The sequence below is a fragment of the Kitasatospora sp. NPDC094015 genome, assembly GCF_040304075.1.
Classification (GTDB): Bacteria; Actinomycetota; Actinomycetes; order Streptomycetales; family Streptomycetaceae; genus Kitasatospora.
Window position 1 is genome coordinate 67010 of the sequence record NZ_JBEOUL010000001.1, and the last position, 17911, is coordinate 84920.

Consider the following 17911-nt stretch of genomic DNA (forward strand, 5'->3'; position numbering starts at 1 on the left):
CGAGGGATGGTGAGTCCGGTGATACCAGCACGTCCGCACCAGGCAACGGCACAGCAGGAACCGCCACCGAGCGTGACCCCACTGACCGAGGCATCGGCCGAGGAACACCTGGCCGGGATCTGCTTCAAGATCGGGCCTCCGCGGCTGATCGGGGTCGAGACGGAGTGGTTCGTGCATGACTCCCGATGTCCCGACACCCCGGTCGACCCGGCCCGGGCAGCCGCCGCGATCGCGACGCTTCCCGGCCACCCCGAGGACCCCCGGCTCCCGGCCGGCGCCACCCTCACCCACGAACCCGGCGGACAGGTCGAGCTCAGCTCCCCGCCCGCCGAAGGCGCAGCCCGCTGCGCGACCGATCTGCTGCGGGACCAGGCGGCCCTCCGCGCCGCGTACGCCACCCAGGGCCTGTGCCTCACCGGGAGCGGCACCGATCCGCTGGCCCGCGAGCGCCGGATGCAGCTGGCCCACCCCCGGTACGTGGCGATGGAGAAGTACTTCGACCAGGCCGGGCCGTGGGGCCGGATCATGATGTGCGGCACCGCGTCGGTGCAGGTCAGTGTGGATGCGGGGACGGCGGGCGGCGCGCAGTCGCTGGCGGCGCGCTGGCGGCTGGTGCACCTGCTCGGGCCGGTGCTGGTGGCGGCGTTCGCCAACTCGCCCCTGCTGGACGGCCGCCCGACCGGCTACCGGTCGACCCGGCAGATGGTGTGGTCGCGGATGGACCCGAGCCGCACGCTCGCGCCGCGGCCGAACGGTGACGGCGACCCGCGCACGGCCTGGGCGCGGTACGTGCTGGACGCCAGGGTGCTGTGCGTGCAGCGGCGGGACGGGCTGCCGTGGACGGCGCCGACCGGACTGACCTTCCGGGACTGGCTGCGCGGGGCGGGCGAGCGGCCGGCCACGCTGGCGGACCTGGACTACCACCGCACCACGCTGTTCCCGCCGGTACGGCCGCGCGGGCACATGGAGCTGCGGATGCTGGACGCCCAGCCGGGTGACGGCTGGCTCACCCCGCTGGCGCTCGTCAGCGCGCTGCTGGACGACCCGGTGGCGGCCGACGAGGCGCTCGAGGCGCTCGAGCGGCTGCACGCGGTGGCGGGGGTCGACGCTCGCGGTGGCGCGAACATTCACGGTGGCGTGAACGCTCACGACAAGGTGAACGTCGGCGCCGGGGTGAATGCTCACGGTGGGGCGGGCGCTCGCGACGGGGTGAACATTCACGCTGGCGTGAATGGTTCCGAGCCCGGGACCGTTCACACGAGCGCGACCATTCACCCGACCGTGAACGACGGCGGATCCGTGAACGGTGACCAAGGCATGAATGGTGACCGAGGCGTGAACGCTGGCGCGGCCGTGAACGCTGACCGATCTGTGAACGCTGGCGCAGCCGTGAACGGTGACCGAGCCGTGAATGCCGGCCGCACCGTGAATGGTGACCGCGCCGTGAACATGCGCCGCTCCGTGAACGCCCGCGGCACCGCCCGCGCCGACTTCATCGCGAACGCCCCCCGCAACGCGCTGTGGCAGCGGGCCGCCGTTCTGGGCATGACCGACCCCGAGCTGCGCCGGGCCGCGCTCGCCTGCTTCGGCGCCGCCGAGCGCGCGCTGTCCCGGGGTGCGGGCGCCGAGCTCCTGCGCGAACGCCTGACCGCCTTCGCCGAGCGCTATCCGGCGCGCGGCCGCTGCCCCGCCGACGACCAGCTGGACACCCTGCGAGCGGGCGCCCGCCCCGTACCCGAGGAGGCCGCACCGTGCTGAACACCGACCGGCCCGAACCGTCGACCACCCGCACCGGCGCCCGCACCAACACCCGCGCCGGCGCCCGCGCGGCCGCCGGACCCGGCGCCCCGGGCGCCCAGGCCACCCCCGCCACAACGCCGCCGCCCCCGCCCCCCGCCGCCCCCTCCGCCGCCGCGCTGCGCGAGCTGATCGCCGACCAGCTGATCGCCGCCCGCGAGCGCACCGCCCGGCTGACCGACTGCGTCGAGGACCACGACCTCACCGCCCAGCACTCCCCGCTGATGTCGCCGCTGGTCTGGGACCTCGCGCACATCGGCAACCAGGAGGAACTGTGGCTGCTGCGCAACGTCGGCGGGCGCGACCCCATGCACCCCGAGATCGACCCGCTGTACGACGCCTTCGAGCACCCGCGTTCCGAGCGGCCGACCCTCCCCCTGCTGCCGCCCGCCGAGGCGCGGGCGTACGCGCACGAGGTCCGCGGCCGGGTGCTCGACCTGCTCGCCGCCAGCCCGCTGGAGGGCACCCTGCTGCTCGACGACGGCTTCGCCTTCGGCCTGATCGCCCAGCACGAGCAGCAGCACGACGAGACCATGCTGATCACCCACCAGCTGCGCCGCGGCCCGGTGGCGCTGACCGCCCCGCCCCCGCCCGCACCGGCCGGCGCCGAGCTGCTGCCGGCGGAGGTGCTGATCCCGGCGGGCCCGTTCACCATGGGCACCGACACCGAGCCGTGGGCGCTGGACAACGAGCGCCCCGCCCACCAGGTCGACGTCCCGGCCTTCCGGCTGGACACCACGCCGGTGAGCAACGGCGACTACCTGCGGTTCATCGCCGACGGCGGGTACCACGAACCCCGCTGGTGGACGCCCGAGGGCTGGGAGCACCGGCAGCGCGCCGACCTGTCCGCGCCGCTGTTCTGGACCAGCGAGGGCGGCCAGTGGCTGCGCCGCAGGTTCGGCGCGGTGGAGCCGGTGCCGCCGGACGAGCCGGTGCTGCATGTCAGTTGGTACGAGGCGGACGCCTACGCGCGCTGGGCCGGTCGGCGGCTGCCGACCGAGGCGGAGTGGGAGAAGGCCGCCCGCCACGATCCGGCGACCGGACGCTCCCGCCGCTTCCCGTGGGGCGACGCCTCCCCCGGCCCCGAACACGCCAACCTGGGGCAGCGGCACCTCCAGCCGGCGCCGGTGGGCAGCTACCCCGAGGGCGGTTCGGCGTACGGCGTAAGGCAGTTGATGGGCGACGTGTGGGAGTGGACGGCCAGCGACTTCCTGCCGTACCCGGGCTTCCGGGCGTGGCCGTACAAGGAGTACTCGGAGGTGTTCTTCGGGCCGGAGTACAAGGTGCTGCGCGGCGGCTCGTTCGCGGTGGCGCCGGTCGCCTGCCGGGGCACCTTCCGCAACTGGGACTATCCGATCCGGCGGCAGATCTTCGCCGGGTTCCGCACCGCCCGCTCCGCCGAGGACGCCTGATGTGCCGCCATCTCGCCTATCTGGGCGACGCCGTACCGATCGGGCAGCTGCTGGTGGAGCCGCCGTTCGGGCTCTACCGGCAGTCCTGGGCGCCGCGTTCGCAGCGCTACGGCACGGTGAACGTGGACGGGTTCGGGGTCGGCTGGTACGCGGACGGCGACGAGGTGCCCGCCCGGTACCGGCGGTCCGGGCCGATCTGGGCCGACCGGTCGTTCGCCGACCTGGCCCGGGTGGTGCGCACCCGGGCGCTGCTGGCCGCCGTCCGCTCGGCCACCGAGGGCTGCGCGGACGGGGAGAACGCGGCGGCCCCGTTCGCGGCCGGGCCGTGGCTGTTCAGCCACAACGGCGCACTGCCCGGCTGGCCCGAGCGGTACGACAAGGCCGCCGCCGCGCTGCCGCCCGCCGAACTGCTCGCGCTGGAGGCACGTACCGACTCGGCGCTGGTGTGGGCCCTGGTGCTGCACCGGCTACGGGCCGGCGCCGCACCGGGCGACGCGCTGGCCGACACCGTACGGACGCTGGCCGCGTGCGGCGAGGCACGGCTCAACCTGTTGCTGACCGACGGCACGTCGATCGCGGCGACCACCTGGGGCGACACCCTGTTCCACCGCACCGGGGGCACCGGGACGGACGGCGCCTCGGTGCTGGTCGTCTCCGAGCCCGGCGACGACGGCCCGGGGTGGATCCCGGTACCGGACCACTCCCTGCTGATCGCCGACCGCAACGGCGTCGACGTCCACCCGCTCCGGCCCAGCTGACCGGCCGCAGCGGCCACCCAAAGCCACTGATGCCACCAACAGCACCCGCACCACCGACCATCCGAGCCACACCGATCCACCCAGGCCGAACCGGATACCGCTCGCCCGCCCGGCCCACCGGCCGGCCCCGGACGACCAGTTGAGAGGACCACCGACCGTGAGCTCCTACGATCTGACCAGGCAGCTGCCCGCCGACCACTTCAGCCACGCGCTACGCCACGACGTGCAGCACGGCCTGACCGCGAGTCCCAAGACCCTCCCACCCAAGTGGTTCTACGACGCGGCGGGCAGCGAGCTGTTCGAGGAGATCACCCGCCTGCCGGAGTACTACCCCACCCGGGCCGAGCGGGAGATCCTGACCAGCCGCAGCCGCGCGATCGCCGCGATCACCCGGGCGAGGACGCTGGTCGAACTGGGCTCCGGCTCCTCCGAGAAGACCCGGCTGCTGCTGGACGCGCTGCAGGAGCTGGGCACCCTGGAGACCTACATCCCGGTGGACGTCAGCGAGAGCGCGCTGGACGCGGCCGGGAAGTCGCTGACCAAGGAGTACCCGGGCCTGTCGGTACACGCCGTGCTGTCGGACTTCACCCACGGGCGCGGCCTGCCGACCGGCGCCGGCCCCAAGGTGCTGGCGTTCCTCGGCGGCACGCTCGGCAACCTGCTGCCGGCCGAGCGGGCCGAGTTCCTGACCGGGCTGCGCAAGCTGATGGCACCGGGCGACGCCCTGCTGCTGGGCACCGACCTGGTGAAGGACCCCAAGGTGCTGGTCGCCGCGTACGACGACGCGGCCGGGGTGACGGCAGCCTTCAACAAGAACGTGCTGAACGTGCTCAACCGCGAGCTGAACGCCGACTTCGACCCGGGCACCTTCGAGCACGTGGCGCTCTGGGACGCCCGGCAGGAGTGGATCGAGATGCGGCTGCGCTCGACCCGCACCCAGACGGTGAAGATCCAGGCCCTCGACCTCGCGGTGCACTTCGAGGAGGGCGAGGAGCTGCGGACCGAGGTGTCGGCGAAGTTCCGGCACGCCCGGGTCGCCGACGAGCTGGAGGCCGCCGGGCTGGAGCTGGCCGAGTGGTGGACGGACGAGCAGGGCCGGTTCGGGCTGTCGCTCGCCGTTCCGCGCTGACCCCTCCCCGCCACGAAGCGGCCGCGGCGCGGGGACGTGCGGCGCCGGGGCGCCCGTCATCACGGCGGGCGCCCTCCGGCGTCGCACCCTAGCGCCGTTCGACCGGGCCCGGGGCCCGAATCGCCCACTCCCTGCGGCCGGGAACGCGCCTCCGGTACCCATGTGGTCAGGAGGGATGTGCTCTTGATCTTCAGTCGCCTTCGTACCCGGAAGCCCGCGCCCGTCGGGGTCTGCCCCTACATCCACCCCGGCCCCGGCGCCCCGCACACCCACGACCGGTACGAGCCGCACCGGCCCGATCCGGCCCCCGCACCACCGGCCGCCACAATGCCACCCGCCACCACGCCGGACTCCGCCCAGGCCCGGTTGGCCGCCGAGGCGGTGGCCTTCGTCCGGCAGTTCCACCACGAGCGGCCCGGCCCCGTCGATCCGGAGCAGCGGATCCGCGAGGTGCTGGCGGAGATCGACCGCACCGGCAGCTACCGGCACACCCCGGAGGAGCTCGCCTTCGGCGCGCGGGTCGCCTGGCGGAACTCCGCGCGCTGCATCGGCCGGCTGTACTGGCGCAGCCTGGTGGTGCGCGACCTGCGGCACGTCGACTCCCCGGACGAGATCGCCGAGCACTGCTTCGAGCATCTGCGGACGGCGGGCAACGGCGGCCGGATCCGACCGGTGATCTCGGTGTTCGCCCCGGACCTGCCCGGCCGGCCAGCGCCGCGGGTGCTCAACCAGCAGCTGGTGCGGTACGCGGGGCACCGGCAGCCGGACGGCGGTCTGCTGGGCGATCCGGCCGGTGCCCAACTGGCGGAGCAGGCGCGCGCGTTGGGCTGGAAGGGCCGCGACGGCCGGTTCGACGTGCTGCCGCTGCTGGTCCGGTCGGGGCCGTGGGCGCGGCCGCAGTGGTACGAACTCCCGGACGACGCCGTCGCCGAGGTGCGGCTGAGCCACCCCGAGCACGGCTGGTTCGCCGCGCTCGGGCTGCGCTGGTACACGGTGCCCGCGATCAGTGACATGGCGCTGGAGATCGGCGGGGTGCACTACCCGACGGCGCCGTTCAACGGCTGGTACATGGGCACCGAGATCGGCGCCCGCAACCTGGCCGACGCCGACCGGTACGACATGCTGGCGGTGGTCGCCGAACGGCTCGGCCTGGACACCTCGAGCGAGCGGACGCTCTGGCGGGACCGCGCCCTGGTCGAGCTCAACGTCGCGGTGCTGCACTCCTTCCAGGAGGCCGGGGTCACCATGGCGGACCACCACACCGAGTCGGAGCGGTTCCTGAGACACATCGCGCAGGAGAGACGGCTCGGCCGGCCCACCCCGGCGGACTGGAGCTGGATCGTGCCGCCGGTCTCCGGCGGTCTCACGCCCGTCTACCACCGCTACTACGACCCGGTCGACCCGGAGCTGCGCCCCGCGTTCCTGCCCCGCCCGCCCTGGTGACCCGGCCGCTCTGGTGACCTGCCCACCCTGACGACCAGCCCCGGCCGGAAACCGGGTGACGCGCGGCCGGCCCGCCGCGCACAATGCCCGGATGCATGCTGATTCCGGACGGCTGGTCACCGCCGTCGTGACCTGGCGGGGCGAGCACCTCGGAGCCGTCGGCCCGTTCCCGGTGGCCACCCCGTGGCGGCACGACGTACGGCCGGTGGCCGCGCACCTGAGCGCGGTGCTGCGGGTGCCGGTGCTGGTGCTGCGGCTGGTCCGCGCCGAGGGCGGCGACGGCGACCGCGGAGGGTCCGTCACGTACCACGCCGAAGCCCTGCGCCGCCCGGACGGCCGGGAGTTCGGCGCCACCCCGGCAGGCGCGGCAGGACGGCCCGAGCCGGACGGGCATCCGCTGCGGGCCGCCTGGGCCACCCCGGACGGCCTGCGGGCCGCGCTCGACTGGGCCCGCCGGGAGCTGGCCGGAGCCGGCCGGCCGCCGGCCGGCGACCCCGAGCAGATCCGCAGCTGGAACCTGTCGTGCCTGCTCAGGATCCCGATCACGGGCGGCGCGGCCTGGTTGAAGACCACGCCGGCGTTCGGGGCCCCGGAGGCCGAGGTCTGCCGCGCGGTCGCCGCCGTGGACGAGGGCCTGGTCCCGGCGGTGCTGGCCGCCGGGCGGTACCGGCTCCTGCTGGCGGACGTCCCCGGGGAGGACTGCTGGGGCGTGCCCGAGGACGCGATGCTCGACGCGGTCGACCGGTGGGCGGCGGTCCAGGCGCGGCTGGCCGGGCCGCCGGAGCACCGGGGGCGTTCCGGGGCGCCGGACCTGCCCGACCGCTCGCCCGCCACCCTCCCCCGGCGCGCCGAACGGCTGCTGGCGAGCGGCGCGGTGACCGAGCTGACCGCCGACGAGCTGGCCCGGGCCCACCACCTGGTCGGCCGACTGCCCGCCCTGGTCGAGGAGTTGGCCGCCTGCGGGCTCCCGCACACGCTGCTGCACGGCGACTTCCACCCCGGCAACTGGCGCCACCACGACGGCCGGACGGTGGTGCTGGACTTCTCCGACGCCTGTCACGGCCACCCGGCCTTCGACGGGCTGCGCCCGCGCGCGTTCCTGCCCGAGCGGCGCTGGGCGGACGTCCGGGCCCGGTGGGTGGCGGCCTGGTCGGCGCTGGCCCCCGGCTCCGACCCGGCCCGGGCGCTGGAGCTCGCCCGGCCCCTGCTCCACCTGCATCTGGCGCTGCGCTACCAGGAGTTCCTCGACGGCATCGAGCCCGGTGAGCGGATCTACCACGCGGGCGACCCGGCGGCCGAGATCCGGGCGGCGCTGGCCGCCTCAGTCGGTGGCGGTGAGCCGCCGGAAGCGTAGGTCGAGTCCGTCCAGCAGCGCCTGGAGCCCGGTCTCGAAGGCGCCCTCGTCGATCCGGCGCTGATGCTCGGCCAGCAGGTGGGCCTCGCCGAGGTGCGGGTAGTCGGCGGCGTACAGCTTGGCGTCCTCGGGGAAGCCGGCGGCGAACGAGCCGAGCGCCGAGCCGGTGATGAAGTACCGCATCAGCGCGCCGATCCTGGTCGCCTGGCCGCGCGGCCAGCCGGCCTCGACCAGGCAGCCGAACACGGCGTCCGCCAGCCGGAGCGCGTTGGGCCGGCGGCCGGGCCCCTGGGCGAGCACCGGCACGATGTGCGGGTGGGCGGCGAGCGCGGCCCGGTAGGAGCGGGCCCAGTCGCGCAGGGCCTCGCCCCAGGGCGCCGGCCGCTCGAACATCGACAGGTCGACCTCGCCCATCACGCTGTCCACCACCGCGTCCAGCAGCTCGTCCTTGGTGCCGAAGTGGTTGTAGAGCGAGGGCCCGCTGACCGAGAGCAGGGTGGCCAGGCGGCGGGTGGAGAGCGCGTCCAGGCCCTCCGCGTCGATCAGCGCGAGCGCGGCGGCCACGATGCGCCCGCGGCTCAGCAGGGGTGTGCGGGGTCGGGCCATGCTCGCCTCCTCCGGTCGACAGGCCGATTGGCCGACAGGGCGACATTCTGGCAGGGCCCCTTTGCAGCGGGGGCCGGGCGGGTTAGAGTCCGGGTAAAACTTGCACCGCTAGTTTATCGAGGTGTCCGCCGCCATGAACCTGGAGCTCTCCGACGAACAGTCCGCCGTCCGCGAGCTGGCGGCCGCCTTCACGGACCGCGAGATCGCCCCGTACGCGGCCGAGTGGGACCGGGCCGAGTCGGTGGACCCGGCCGTGGTCGGCAAGCTGGCGAAGCTGGGCTTCCTCGGCCTGACCCTCCCGGAGGAGTACGGCGGCAGCGGCGGCGACCACCTCGCGTACTGCCTGGTGCTGGAGGAGCTGGGCCGGGGCGACTCGGCGGTGCGCGGCATCGTCTCGGTCACCCTCGGGCTGGTGGCCAAGTCCGTCAACGCGTTCGGCACCGAGGAGCAGAAGCGCGACTGGCTGCCCCGGCTGACCTCCGGCGAGGCGCTCGGCTGCTTCGCGCTCACCGAGCCGGGCACCGGCTCGGACGCGGCGAACCTGACCACCCGGGCGGTCCGCGACGGCGGCGACTGGCTGATCACCGGCGCCAAGATGTTCATCACCAACGGCACCTGGGCCGAGGTCGCCCTGGTCTTCGCCCGCACCGGCGGCCCGGGGCACCGCGGGATCACCGCCTTCCTGGTGCCGACCGGCCTGCCCGGCTTCGAGCGCCGCCCGGTGCACGGCAAGCTCGGCCTGCGCGGCCAGGCCACCGCCGAGCTGAGCTTCGACGCCGTCCGGGTGCCCGACAGCGCCCGGCTGGGCGCCGAGGGCAAGGGCTTCTCGGTGGCGATGGCGGCCCTGGCCAAGGGCCGGATGTCGGTCGCCGCCGGCTGCGTCGGCATCGCCCGGGCCGCCCTGGACGCGGCGGTCGGCTACGCCGGGCAGCGCGAACAGTTCGGCAAGCCGATCGCCGCGCACCAGCTGGTCCAGGAGCTGATCTCGGACATCGCGGTGGACGTCGAGGCGGCCCGCCTGCTGACCTGGCGGGTCGCCGACCACATCGACCGCGGGCTCCCGTTCGCCACCGAGTCCTCGGTCGCCAAGCTGTACGCCTCCGAGGCCGCCGTGCGCGCCGCCAACAACGCGCTGCAGGTGTTCGGCGGGTACGGGTTCATCGACGAGTACCCGGTCGGCAAGCTGCTGCGCGACGCCCGGGTGATGACGCTGTACGAGGGCACCAGCCAGATCCACAAGCTGCTGATCGGCCGGGCCCTCACCGGCGTCAGCGCGTTCTGAGCCGGGTGGGGCGGCCGTGCCGCCGCCACCACCGGTCCCGTCCCGATAAGGAGCCCGAAGAAGTGCGCCCTGTCTACTTCGCCGCCGCCCGCCGCACCCCGATCGGGCGGCTGCGCGGAGCGCTGTCCGGCGTCCGCCCCGACGACCTGTCCGCCGCCGTGCTGCGCGGCCTGCTCGACCAGGTGCCGCAGCTCGACCCGGCCCGGATCGACGACGTCTACTGGGGCGCCGCCAACCAGGCCGGGGAGGACAACCGCAACCTGGCCCGGATGGCCGTCCTGCTGGCCGGGCTGCCCGATTCGGTGCCCGGCGCCACCCTGAACCGGCTGTGCGCCTCGGGCATGGAGGCGGTCACCACCGCCGCCCGGGCGATCGGCTCCGGCGAGGCCGAGGTGGTGGTCGCGGGCGGCTGCGAGTCGATGAGCCGGGCCCCGTTCGTGCTGCCGCGGCCCGACGAGGCGCTGCCGCACCGGATGGAGACCTTCGACACCCGGCTCGGCTGGCGGCTCACCAACCCCCGGATGAAGGACCTGCACGGCGTCCTGTCGATGGGCGAGACCGCCGAGGAGGTCGCCGCCCGGTACGGGGTCACCCGCGAGGACCAGGACGCCTTCGCGCTGCGCAGCCACCGCCGCGCCGCCGCGGCCCGCAAGAACGGCGACTTCGACGCCGAACTGCTGCCCGTGCTGCGGGCGGACGGGGTGACGGTCGACCAGGACGAGTGCATCCGCGAGGACACCACCGCGGACCGGCTGGCCGCCCTCAAGCCCGCCTTCCGGCCCGGCGGCACCGTCACCGCGGGCAACGCCTCGCCGATGAACGACGGCGCCGCCGCGCTCCTGCTGGTGAGCGAAGAGGCCCTGAACGAACTGGGGTTGGACCCGCTCGGCCGGTACGCGGCCGGTGCCTCGGCCGGGGTCCACCCGGACCACATGGGGATCGGCCCGGTGCCCGCCACCCGCCGGGTGCTCGGCCGGCTGGGCTGGTCGGTCGAGGACGTCGAGGAGGCCGAGTTCAACGAGGCCTTCGCCGCCCAGGCACTCGCCTGCGTGCGGGAGCTCGGCTTCGACCCGGAGCTGGTCAACCCGTCCGGCGGCGCCATCGCGCTCGGCCACCCGCTGGGCGGCTCGGGTGCGCGGATCCTCACCACCCTGCTGCACCGGATGCGGCGCACCGGGGCCCGCCGGGGCCTGGCCACCATGTGCGTGGGCGTGGGGCAGGGCTCCGCCGTCCTGGTCGAGCGCGCCTGACCCGGCCACCGCCACCACCACCGTCCCGATCGCACCGCCCGGACCATCCCTCCGGACCACCCTCGTCCGGACCACCCCGTCCCGGCCGGCCCGTACACCCCGGGCCGGCCCACCCCGAGGAGAACGCAGTGACTCGTTTCGCAGGCAAGGTCGCCGTGGTCACCGGCGCCGCGCAGGGCATCGGCGCCGCCACCGCACGGCGGCTGGCCGAGGAAGGGGCGGCGGTGGCCGTCCTCGACCTCGCCGCCGAGCGGGCGCAGGCGACCGTCGACGCGATCACCGCCAAGGGCGGCACGGCGCGGGCGTACGCCTGCGACGTGGCCGACTACGACGCGGTGGAGCGGGTCTTCGCGCAGGTCGTCGAGGACCTCGGCGCCCTGCACATCCTGGTCAACAACGCCGGGATCACCCGCGACAACCTGTTCTTCAAGATGGCCAGGAGCGACTGGGACACCGTCCTGACGGTCAACCTGACCAGCGCCTACAACTGCAGCCACGTGGCACAGAAGTACATGGTGCAGCAGCGGTACGGCAAGATCGTCTCGCTCAGCTCGCGCTCCGCCCTGGGCAACCGCGGCCAGGCCAACTACGCCGCCGCCAAGGCCGGCATCCAGGGTCTGACCGCCACCCTGGCGATCGAGCTCGGCCCGTACAACATCAACGTCAACGCCGTCGCCCCCGGCTACATCGCCACCTCGATGACCGCCGCCACCGCCGAGCGGGTCGGTGCCTCCCCCGAGGACCACCAGGCGCAGGTCGCCGAGCGCACCCCGCTGCGCCGGGTCGGTCAGCCGGAGGAGATCGCCTCCGTGGTCGCCTTCCTGGCCGGCGACGACGCCTCGTACGTCAGCGGCCAGACGCTCTACGTGAACGGCGGCGCGCGCTGATCTTTACCCCAGCTGACGGCCTGAACAGCCGGGTTACCAACAGCAGGGCTGCCCTTTACCTGATCCCGTGGCCTGCGGGGGCCATCCGAACGGCCCCTGTCTGACTATGGAAGGCCCGCTCCGCTGCCGATGGGATATGGGGGCCGGCCGGCTCGGCCGGCTCCCAGCCTTCCGAGGAGTCCCATGGGCATCACCCCCGTCACCGCGGGTACCCGACGCTCCGTCACCGCGCGCGCCCTGGCGCTGTTCGCCGTCGGGGCCACCGCCCTCACCGGCGCCACCGTCACCGCGCAGACCGCGGCCGCCGCGGCCGGCCACCCGAGCGGTCGGGCAGCCGTCCAGGTCCGGCCCGCGTCCAGCGGCCACATCAGCCGGGCGGCGCTCGCGGCGCCGATATCGACGTCCGACTGCGTGGCGCAGCTGGCCATCCACTGCTACTCGCCGCTGCAGTACCGGACCGCGTACAACCTCGGGCCGCTCTACAAGGAGGGTGTCACCGGCAAGGGCCGGACCATCGTCATCGTGGACTCGTTCGGATCCCCGACCATCCAGCACGACCTGGAGGTCTTCGACAAGCAGTGGGGCATCCCGGACACCCAGGTCGAGGTGGTCAAGTGGGGCAACGTGCCGCCCTTCGACCCGACCAACGGTGACCACACCGGCTGGGCCGGGGAGACCACCCTGGACGTGGAGTACGCGCACGCGGTGGCCCCCGGCGCGCACATCGTCCTGGTCGAGACCGGCGTGGCGGAGACCGAGGGCGTCACCGGCCTGCCGGAGATGATGGACGCCGAGAAGGCCCTGATCAAGGCCGGCCGGGCGGACGTCATCTCGCAGAGCTTCGGCGCCACCGAGAACACCTTCCCGGGCTTCGACAAGGGCAACTTCAAGTCGCTGACCGACCTGCGCTACGCCTTCCAGGCCGCCGCCGACAAGGACGTCACCGTGCTCGCCGCCTCGGGCGACGCCGGCGCGACCGACGCGATGGAGAACGGCAGCGACCTGTACCCGTACAAGGTCAACTCCTGGCCGTCCTCCGACCCGCTGGTCACCTCGGTCGGCGGCACCCAGCTGACCCTGGACAACAACGGCGCCCGCACCGCGCCCGACAAGGTCTGGCACGACGACTACGGGGCGGCCGGCGGCGGCGTCTCCGGCGTCTTCGAGCGGCCGTGGTACCAGCTCGGCGTCGCCAAGGTGACCGGCAACCACCGCGGCACCCCCGACATCAGCATGAGCGCCGCCGTGGACGGCGCCGCCTGGACGTACGAGTCCTTCGACCCGACCCGGGTCGGCTGGCACCTCACCGGCGGCACCAGCGAGGCCACCCCGATCTTCTCCGGGGTCGTCGCGCTGGCGGACCAGCTGGCCGGCCACCGGCTCGGGCAGCTCAACTGGCGCATGTACGGTCTGGCGCTGCTGCCCTCGCAGTGGAGCGGCATCACCGACGTGACCACGGGTGACAACTCCTGGGACACGGTGACCGGTTACCAGGCCGTCAAGGGCTACGACCTGGCGTCCGGGCTCGGCACCATCGACGGCGCGCGCTTCGTGCACGCGCTCGCCGGGCGCTGATCCAGGCCCTGCCGAGCCCGGTCCGGTGACCCCGGTCCGGTGAGGCAGGGTCCGGTGAGGGGGTCCGGCTCTGCCGGGCCCGCTCGTCCCGACCCCGCGGGGCGGTCGCACACCTCGGTGCGCCGCCGCCCCGCGGCACGTGGGCCTAGGTCTTCTCTTTCGGATCTTGTCGGATCAGCGCACGGCGTTGGGCGCCCGGCTGGGCGTTCCGGCGGAACGTCCTCGTGCTGGGTGCACTTGGGCGTTTCGCCGGTGCGTCCAGGCGGGATGCCCGGCGTCGTGCGCCCGGCAAGATCCGAAAGAGAGGGCCTAGCCCCAGTCCACCGGGCCCCGGTCCACGGCGGCGGACGCGGCCTCCGCGGCCGCCTTCGTCTCGACCAGCTGCCGAAGGTGGCGCTCGGCGGCCCGCAGCTTGCGGCCGTCCGGGCCGGGCAGGTGGGCCCGCAGCTCGATGATGTCCGGGGCCACCCCGATCGCCTCGGCGGGGCTCCTGATCCCGCGCCAGCAGGCCTCCGCGTTGGCCGCCGCCTGCTGGGTCTCCGCGTGCTCCGGGCCCTGGGTGCGCAGCAGGGTGAGCGCCACCTCGCGGTACAGGTCGGCGGCGACCGCCGGCCGCCCGCCCAGCCGGCAGACGTGCGCCCGGACCTGGCGGACCTGCAGCGACACCGGCGCGACCGGTCCGTACGCGGCCACCACGCGGTCCTCCAGCGCCCGGGCCAGGGTGCCGGCCCGCTGGTGGTCGCCGGTGTCCGCGCTGCGGACGATCAGCCCGATCTCCTCGCGGTAGACGGCCATCGGGTCGGTCTCCGGGCCGGTCTCCGACGCTGCGGGCCGCCCCGCCGCCTTGTCGAGGCTGACCAGCGGCTCCGACGCGGCGCCGGGCTTGGCGAGCGACACCGGTGGCTCGGCCGGCCGCACCGCCTCGTCCGGCTCGACCAGGTCCAGCGGCCGGACCCCGGTCTTGAGCAGCGTGACCGGGCGGATCCGGCGCGGGGTCAGCGGGACGTCCGGCTTGAACAGCGAGACCGGCACGTGCGCGCGCCTGGCCTGGCCCGCCTGGGCGCCCTGCCCGCCCTGGCCGCCCTGGAGCGGCGGTGCGGCCACCGGTTCGGGCTGGCGCGCCGGCGGTCGCGGTGCCCGGACGGCCGGCTTGGGCATCACGGCGGCCGGACGCGGGCCCTCGTACGGGCGCGGCACGCCGTCGCCGGCGAGCTTGCGGGCGGTGTTGCGGAAGATCGGCCGGTCGGGCGCGTGCGCGGTGATGGTGACCACGTCCGGCCGCAGCACCGAGTGCACCTGCTGGCGCACCTGCTCGGGGGTCAGCACCGCCTCCAGCCCGGGGCGGCCGCCGTGCAGCGCCTCGATCAGGGCCCGGGTGAAGGTGCCGATCTGCTCCGGGTCCACGCTGACCGCGGCCCACAGCGGCACCCCGTCGACCAGCGGGGTGATGGCGCTCTGCACCTGCGGCATGGCGGAGTGGTCGGCGCTGAGGTCGGCGATCACCAGGGTGTCCCACTCGGCGGGCCGGTGCCGCAGCTCGGCGGCCAGGGCCTGCCAGGGCAGGCTCTCCCCCGCCTTGGCATCACGCAGTGTCAGGTGCAGCTGGCCGCTGCGCCGGTCGGCGACCAGGTGGCCGCCGAGGTGGACCAGCAGCGGACCGGCGTGCCGGGACGCGGCGCGCAGGTGGGCCAGCACGCTCTGCGGGTCGCTGGCCCCGGGCAGGTGGACGGCGTCGACGCCGTCGGCGACCAGCAGCATCTGCGGCGGCACCGCGGCCAGCATCGCGGAGAGCACCGGCGCCTGGCCCGACCCGCCGCGGCCCCACGGCCGGCGGCCCGAGCCGCCGTAGCCGCCTTCGACCACCAGGATCCGGCCCCGCGCGCCGCGCCCGACCGGCTGGTCCGGCCCGGCGACCGGCGGTGGGGTCAGCTTGAGCACGGGCATCGTGGTCGTCCAGCCCGTGCTCGACACCCGTCCCGGCGCGGACGCGTCGTCAGAACCGCCCCCCGGCGGTTGCACGGGCCGCTCGGCTCCGAAGGACCGCCACTCGTCGCCACCAGGCGTCGTCGTCACGTCCGCCACTACCGGTCACCGCCCCGCCCGCCGCCGCGCGACGTCCCGCTCCACTGTGGCACGCTCACCACGCCCGATTTCGCCACCATAAGGGGTCACGGCGGCGGCGAGCCAGGCCGGGTCAATCCTGACCCGGCGGATCGGGCCGCCGCGGCCGACGGTCCGCGCGGCGCAACGCCCGCACCGTCCGGCCCGCGTGACGGACGGACACCGGTGCAACGGCCAGGTGCGACTCCCGGGTTCATCCGCGACCGCATCGTGGCCGGTCAGGGGCGTGGGAGCGCCCGGAGCGCCGGGAGCGCCGCAGGTCATCCGGCGGTGGGGCGGACCTCCAGCAGGGTCTTGCCGACCGTCGCCCGGGACGCCATCGCCCGGTGCGCGTCGGCGGCCCTGGCCAGCGGGAAGCGCTGACCGATCGTCGGGCGGAGCCGGCCGGCCGCCGCCTCGCCGAGCGCCTGCTCGGTGGCGCGGCGCAGCAGCACCGGGGAGGGCACCGGGCGCAGCAGGGTGACCTGGCGGGCCTCGGCCTCGCCCTCCTCGATGCCGCTCCACTCCCCGCTCGCCAGGCCGAAGCTGACCATCCGGCCACCGGGCCGCAGCAGCCCGAACGCGGCCCGGCCGATCTCCCCGCCGACGCCGTCGAGCACCACGTCCACCGGCGCCACCCGGTCGGTCCAGCCGGGCGCGCGGTAGTCGACGGTCTCGGCCGCGCCGAGGTCGCGGGCGACCGCGAGCTTGTGCTCGCCACCGGCGGCCGCCACCACGGTGGCCCCGGCGGACCGGGCCAGCTGCACCAGCAGGCCGCCGACCCCGCCGGCGGCGGCCTCCACCAGCACCCGGTCCCCGGGCTTGACGGCGGCGGCGTCGAGCTGCAGCACGGCCGTCCGGCCGTCGGCCAGCAGGGCCACCGCCTCGTCCAGGGCCAGCGCCTCGGGGACCGGATAGAGGCCGTCGGCGGCGGCGAGCGCGTACTCGGCGTAGCCGCCGGAGCCGCCCGTCCCGGACACCACCCGCCGGCCGAGCAGCCCGGTGTCGACCCCGGGGCCGGTGGCGGCGACCACCCCGCCCACGCCGTTGCCCGGGATCAGCGGCGGCTGCGCCGGGAACGGGCCGCGGCCGGTGGCCCGGAACTGCGTCTCCACGAAGGTGGTGTTGGCGTACGCCACCTCGATCAGCACCTGCCCGGGACCGGGCACCGGCCGGGGCGCGTCGCCCTCGACCAGGACCTCGGGACCGCCGAACTCCCTCAACCACACCGCGCGCATGACGTCCTCGACTCGCTCGTTGCCGCTCCGTTGCGGCCATCCTCGAACGTGAAGCGCGCTTGAGGTCAAGCGCCGGAAGGCAGGGACGGGGCGGCGCGCGAGGACGCCGGCGGGATCAGTGCGGGATGCCGTCGATCAGCTCCTGGGCGCCCTGCCGCTTGAGCGCCAGCGCGGTGGCGGTGCCGAGGTCCTCCGGGCCGAGGGCGCCGGCCCACTCGTGGGCGTCCAGGATGCGCTTGCCGTCGGGGGAGAAGACCCGGCCGCGCATCGACAGCCGGCCGTCCGGCTCGGCCTTCGCGTAGCCCGCGATCGGCGAGTTGCAGTGGCCCTGGAGCACGTGCAGGAACATCCGTTCGGCGGTGGCCTCGCGCCAGGTGTCCCGGTCGCCCAGGCCGGCGACCGTCTCGATGGTCGCCGGGTCGTCCTCGCGGCACTGCAGGGCGAGGATCCCGGCGCCGATCGGCGGGCACATCGCGTCCACCGGGAGGATCTGGCTGATCCGCTCCGGCAGTCCGATCCGCTCCAGGCCGGAGACCGCGAGCAGCAGCGCGTCGGCCTCGCCGGCGTCCAGCTTGGCGAGGCGGCTGTTGGCGTTGCCCCGGATCGGGACGCACTCCAGGTGCGGGTGGGTGGCGGCGAGCTGGGCGATCCGGCGCACCGAGGAGGTGCCGATCCGGGCGCCGCGCGGCAGCTCGTCCAGGGTCAGCCCGCCGGGGTGCACCAGGGCGTCCCGGATGTCGTCGCGCCGCAGGTAGGCGGCGAACACGGTGCCGGCCGGCAGCGGACGGTCGGCGGGCACGTCCTTGAGGCAGTGCACGGCGAGGTCGGCCTCACCGGCCAGCAGTGCGGCGTCCACCTCCTTGGTGAACGCCCCCTTGCCGCCGAGCGCCGCGAGATCCCCCATCCAGCGGTCGCCCGACGTGGTGACGGGCACCACCTCGGTGGCGATCCCGGGGTGCAGCACGGCGAGTTCGGCCCGCACCCGCTCCACCTGGGCGAGCGCCATCGGGGAGGAGCGGGAGACGATCCGGATCAGTTCGGCAGTGGACATGGCGCGATGATAGTCCGTCAGATCACCCG

Annotated in this window: 14 protein-coding genes; 10 read left to right on the forward strand and 4 right to left on the reverse strand. The window is 75.0% G+C overall.

The features are described 5' to 3' along the window. Window positions 1-72: 72 nt before the first annotated feature. The 6 genes from egtA to ABT014_RS00315 all read left to right on the forward strand — a co-directional run bounded on the left by egtA (window position 73) and on the right by ABT014_RS00315 (window position 7893). Window positions 73-1758: an ergothioneine biosynthesis glutamate--cysteine ligase EgtA gene (gene egtA, locus ABT014_RS00290; protein ID WP_350635168.1), complete on the forward strand. Its 1686-nt coding sequence runs from the start codon at window positions 73-75 to the stop codon at window positions 1756-1758. 158 nt (window positions 1759-1916) lie between these two features. After that, on the forward strand, window positions 1917-3209 hold the full coding sequence (gene egtB, locus ABT014_RS00295; RefSeq protein WP_350635956.1) for an ergothioneine biosynthesis protein EgtB: 1293 nt from the start codon (window positions 1917-1919) through the stop codon (window positions 3207-3209). Continuing rightward, entirely contained in the window at window positions 3209-3967 is a 759-nt protein-coding gene (gene egtC / locus ABT014_RS00300) for an ergothioneine biosynthesis protein EgtC (protein ID WP_350635170.1), read from the forward strand. Before egtB ends, egtC begins: the two co-directional genes overlap by 1 nt. A 157-nt stretch (window positions 3968-4124) precedes the next feature. Then, window positions 4125-5096, forward strand: a complete 972-nt coding sequence (gene egtD, locus ABT014_RS00305; protein ID WP_350635172.1) for an L-histidine N(alpha)-methyltransferase — start codon at window positions 4125-4127, stop codon at window positions 5094-5096. Between the two features lie 327 nt (window positions 5097-5423). Then, window positions 5424-6539 (forward strand): nitric oxide synthase oxygenase, encoded by a 1116-nt coding sequence (locus ABT014_RS00310; protein ID WP_350635959.1) that lies wholly within the window; start codon window positions 5424-5426, stop codon window positions 6537-6539. A gap of 91 nt (window positions 6540-6630) precedes the next feature. Continuing rightward, a complete protein-coding gene (locus ABT014_RS00315) occupies window positions 6631-7893 on the forward strand; it encodes an aminoglycoside phosphotransferase family protein (RefSeq protein WP_350635174.1) in 1263 nt (420 codons plus the stop codon). Here ABT014_RS00315 and ABT014_RS00320 read toward each other — a convergent pair. Further along, complete coding sequence (locus ABT014_RS00320; RefSeq protein WP_350635176.1) at window positions 7861-8499, reverse strand: TetR/AcrR family transcriptional regulator; 639 nt, start codon at window positions 8497-8499, stop codon at window positions 7861-7863. The genes ABT014_RS00315 and ABT014_RS00320 overlap by 33 nt on opposite strands. A 133-nt stretch (window positions 8500-8632) precedes the next feature. Here ABT014_RS00320 and ABT014_RS00325 point away from each other — a divergent pair, with 133 nt between their 5' ends. From ABT014_RS00325 to ABT014_RS00340, 4 genes are all read left to right on the forward strand, one after another. Beyond that, window positions 8633-9781 (forward strand): acyl-CoA dehydrogenase family protein, encoded by a 1149-nt coding sequence (locus ABT014_RS00325; protein ID WP_350635962.1) that lies wholly within the window; start codon window positions 8633-8635, stop codon window positions 9779-9781. Window positions 9782-9843: 62 nt separating this feature from the next. Then, window positions 9844-11031 (forward strand): thiolase family protein, encoded by a 1188-nt coding sequence (locus ABT014_RS00330; protein ID WP_350635178.1) that lies wholly within the window; start codon window positions 9844-9846, stop codon window positions 11029-11031. Between the two features lie 128 nt (window positions 11032-11159). Continuing rightward, complete coding sequence (fabG, locus tag ABT014_RS00335; RefSeq protein WP_350635179.1) at window positions 11160-11918, forward strand: 3-oxoacyl-ACP reductase FabG; 759 nt, start codon at window positions 11160-11162, stop codon at window positions 11916-11918. A 183-nt stretch (window positions 11919-12101) separates the two neighbouring features. Beyond that, window positions 12102-13493: a S53 family peptidase gene (locus ABT014_RS00340; protein ID WP_350635181.1), complete on the forward strand. Its 1392-nt coding sequence runs from the start codon at window positions 12102-12104 to the stop codon at window positions 13491-13493. Window positions 13494-13802: 309 nt separating this feature from the next. Here the strand turns inward: ABT014_RS00340 and ABT014_RS00345 are convergent, their stop codons facing one another. From ABT014_RS00345 to hemC, 3 genes are all read right to left on the reverse strand, one after another. Then, window positions 13803-15437 (reverse strand): hypothetical protein, encoded by a 1635-nt coding sequence (locus tag ABT014_RS00345; protein ID WP_350635182.1) that lies wholly within the window; start codon window positions 15435-15437, stop codon window positions 13803-13805. Between the two features lie 437 nt (window positions 15438-15874). After that, window positions 15875-16831, reverse strand: coding sequence for a zinc-binding dehydrogenase (locus ABT014_RS00350; protein ID WP_350635184.1), 957 nt, complete (start codon window positions 16829-16831; stop codon window positions 15875-15877). A gap of 115 nt (window positions 16832-16946) precedes the next feature. Beyond that, entirely contained in the window at window positions 16947-17882 is a 936-nt protein-coding gene (gene hemC / locus ABT014_RS00355; RefSeq protein ID WP_350635186.1) for a hydroxymethylbilane synthase, read from the reverse strand. Window positions 17883-17911: the final 29 nt, after the last annotated feature.

Excerpts from the sequence above, each read along its gene's own strand:
- egtC (WP_350635170.1), top strand. The coding sequence starts at position 3,209 with ATGTGCCGCCATCTCGCCTATCTGGGCGACGCCGTACCGATCGGGCAG.
- ABT014_RS00310 (WP_350635959.1), top strand. The coding sequence starts at position 5,424 with ATGCCACCCGCCACCACGCCGGACTCCGCCCAGGCCCGGTTGGCCGCC.
- ABT014_RS00315 (WP_350635174.1), top strand. The coding sequence starts at position 6,631 with ATGCATGCTGATTCCGGACGGCTGGTCACCGCCGTCGTGACCTGGCGG.
- ABT014_RS00320 (WP_350635176.1), bottom strand. The coding sequence starts at position 8,499 with ATGGCCCGACCCCGCACACCCCTGCTGAGCCGCGGGCGCATCGTGGCC.
- ABT014_RS00325 (WP_350635962.1), top strand. The coding sequence starts at position 8,633 with ATGAACCTGGAGCTCTCCGACGAACAGTCCGCCGTCCGCGAGCTGGCG.
- ABT014_RS00340 (WP_350635181.1), top strand. The coding sequence starts at position 12,102 with ATGGGCATCACCCCCGTCACCGCGGGTACCCGACGCTCCGTCACCGCG.
- ABT014_RS00345 (WP_350635182.1), bottom strand. The coding sequence starts at position 15,437 with ATGCCCGTGCTCAAGCTGACCCCACCGCCGGTCGCCGGGCCGGACCAG.
- ABT014_RS00350 (WP_350635184.1), bottom strand. The coding sequence starts at position 16,831 with ATGCGCGCGGTGTGGTTGAGGGAGTTCGGCGGTCCCGAGGTCCTGGTC.
- hemC (WP_350635186.1), bottom strand. The coding sequence starts at position 17,882 with ATGTCCACTGCCGAACTGATCCGGATCGTCTCCCGCTCCTCCCCGATG.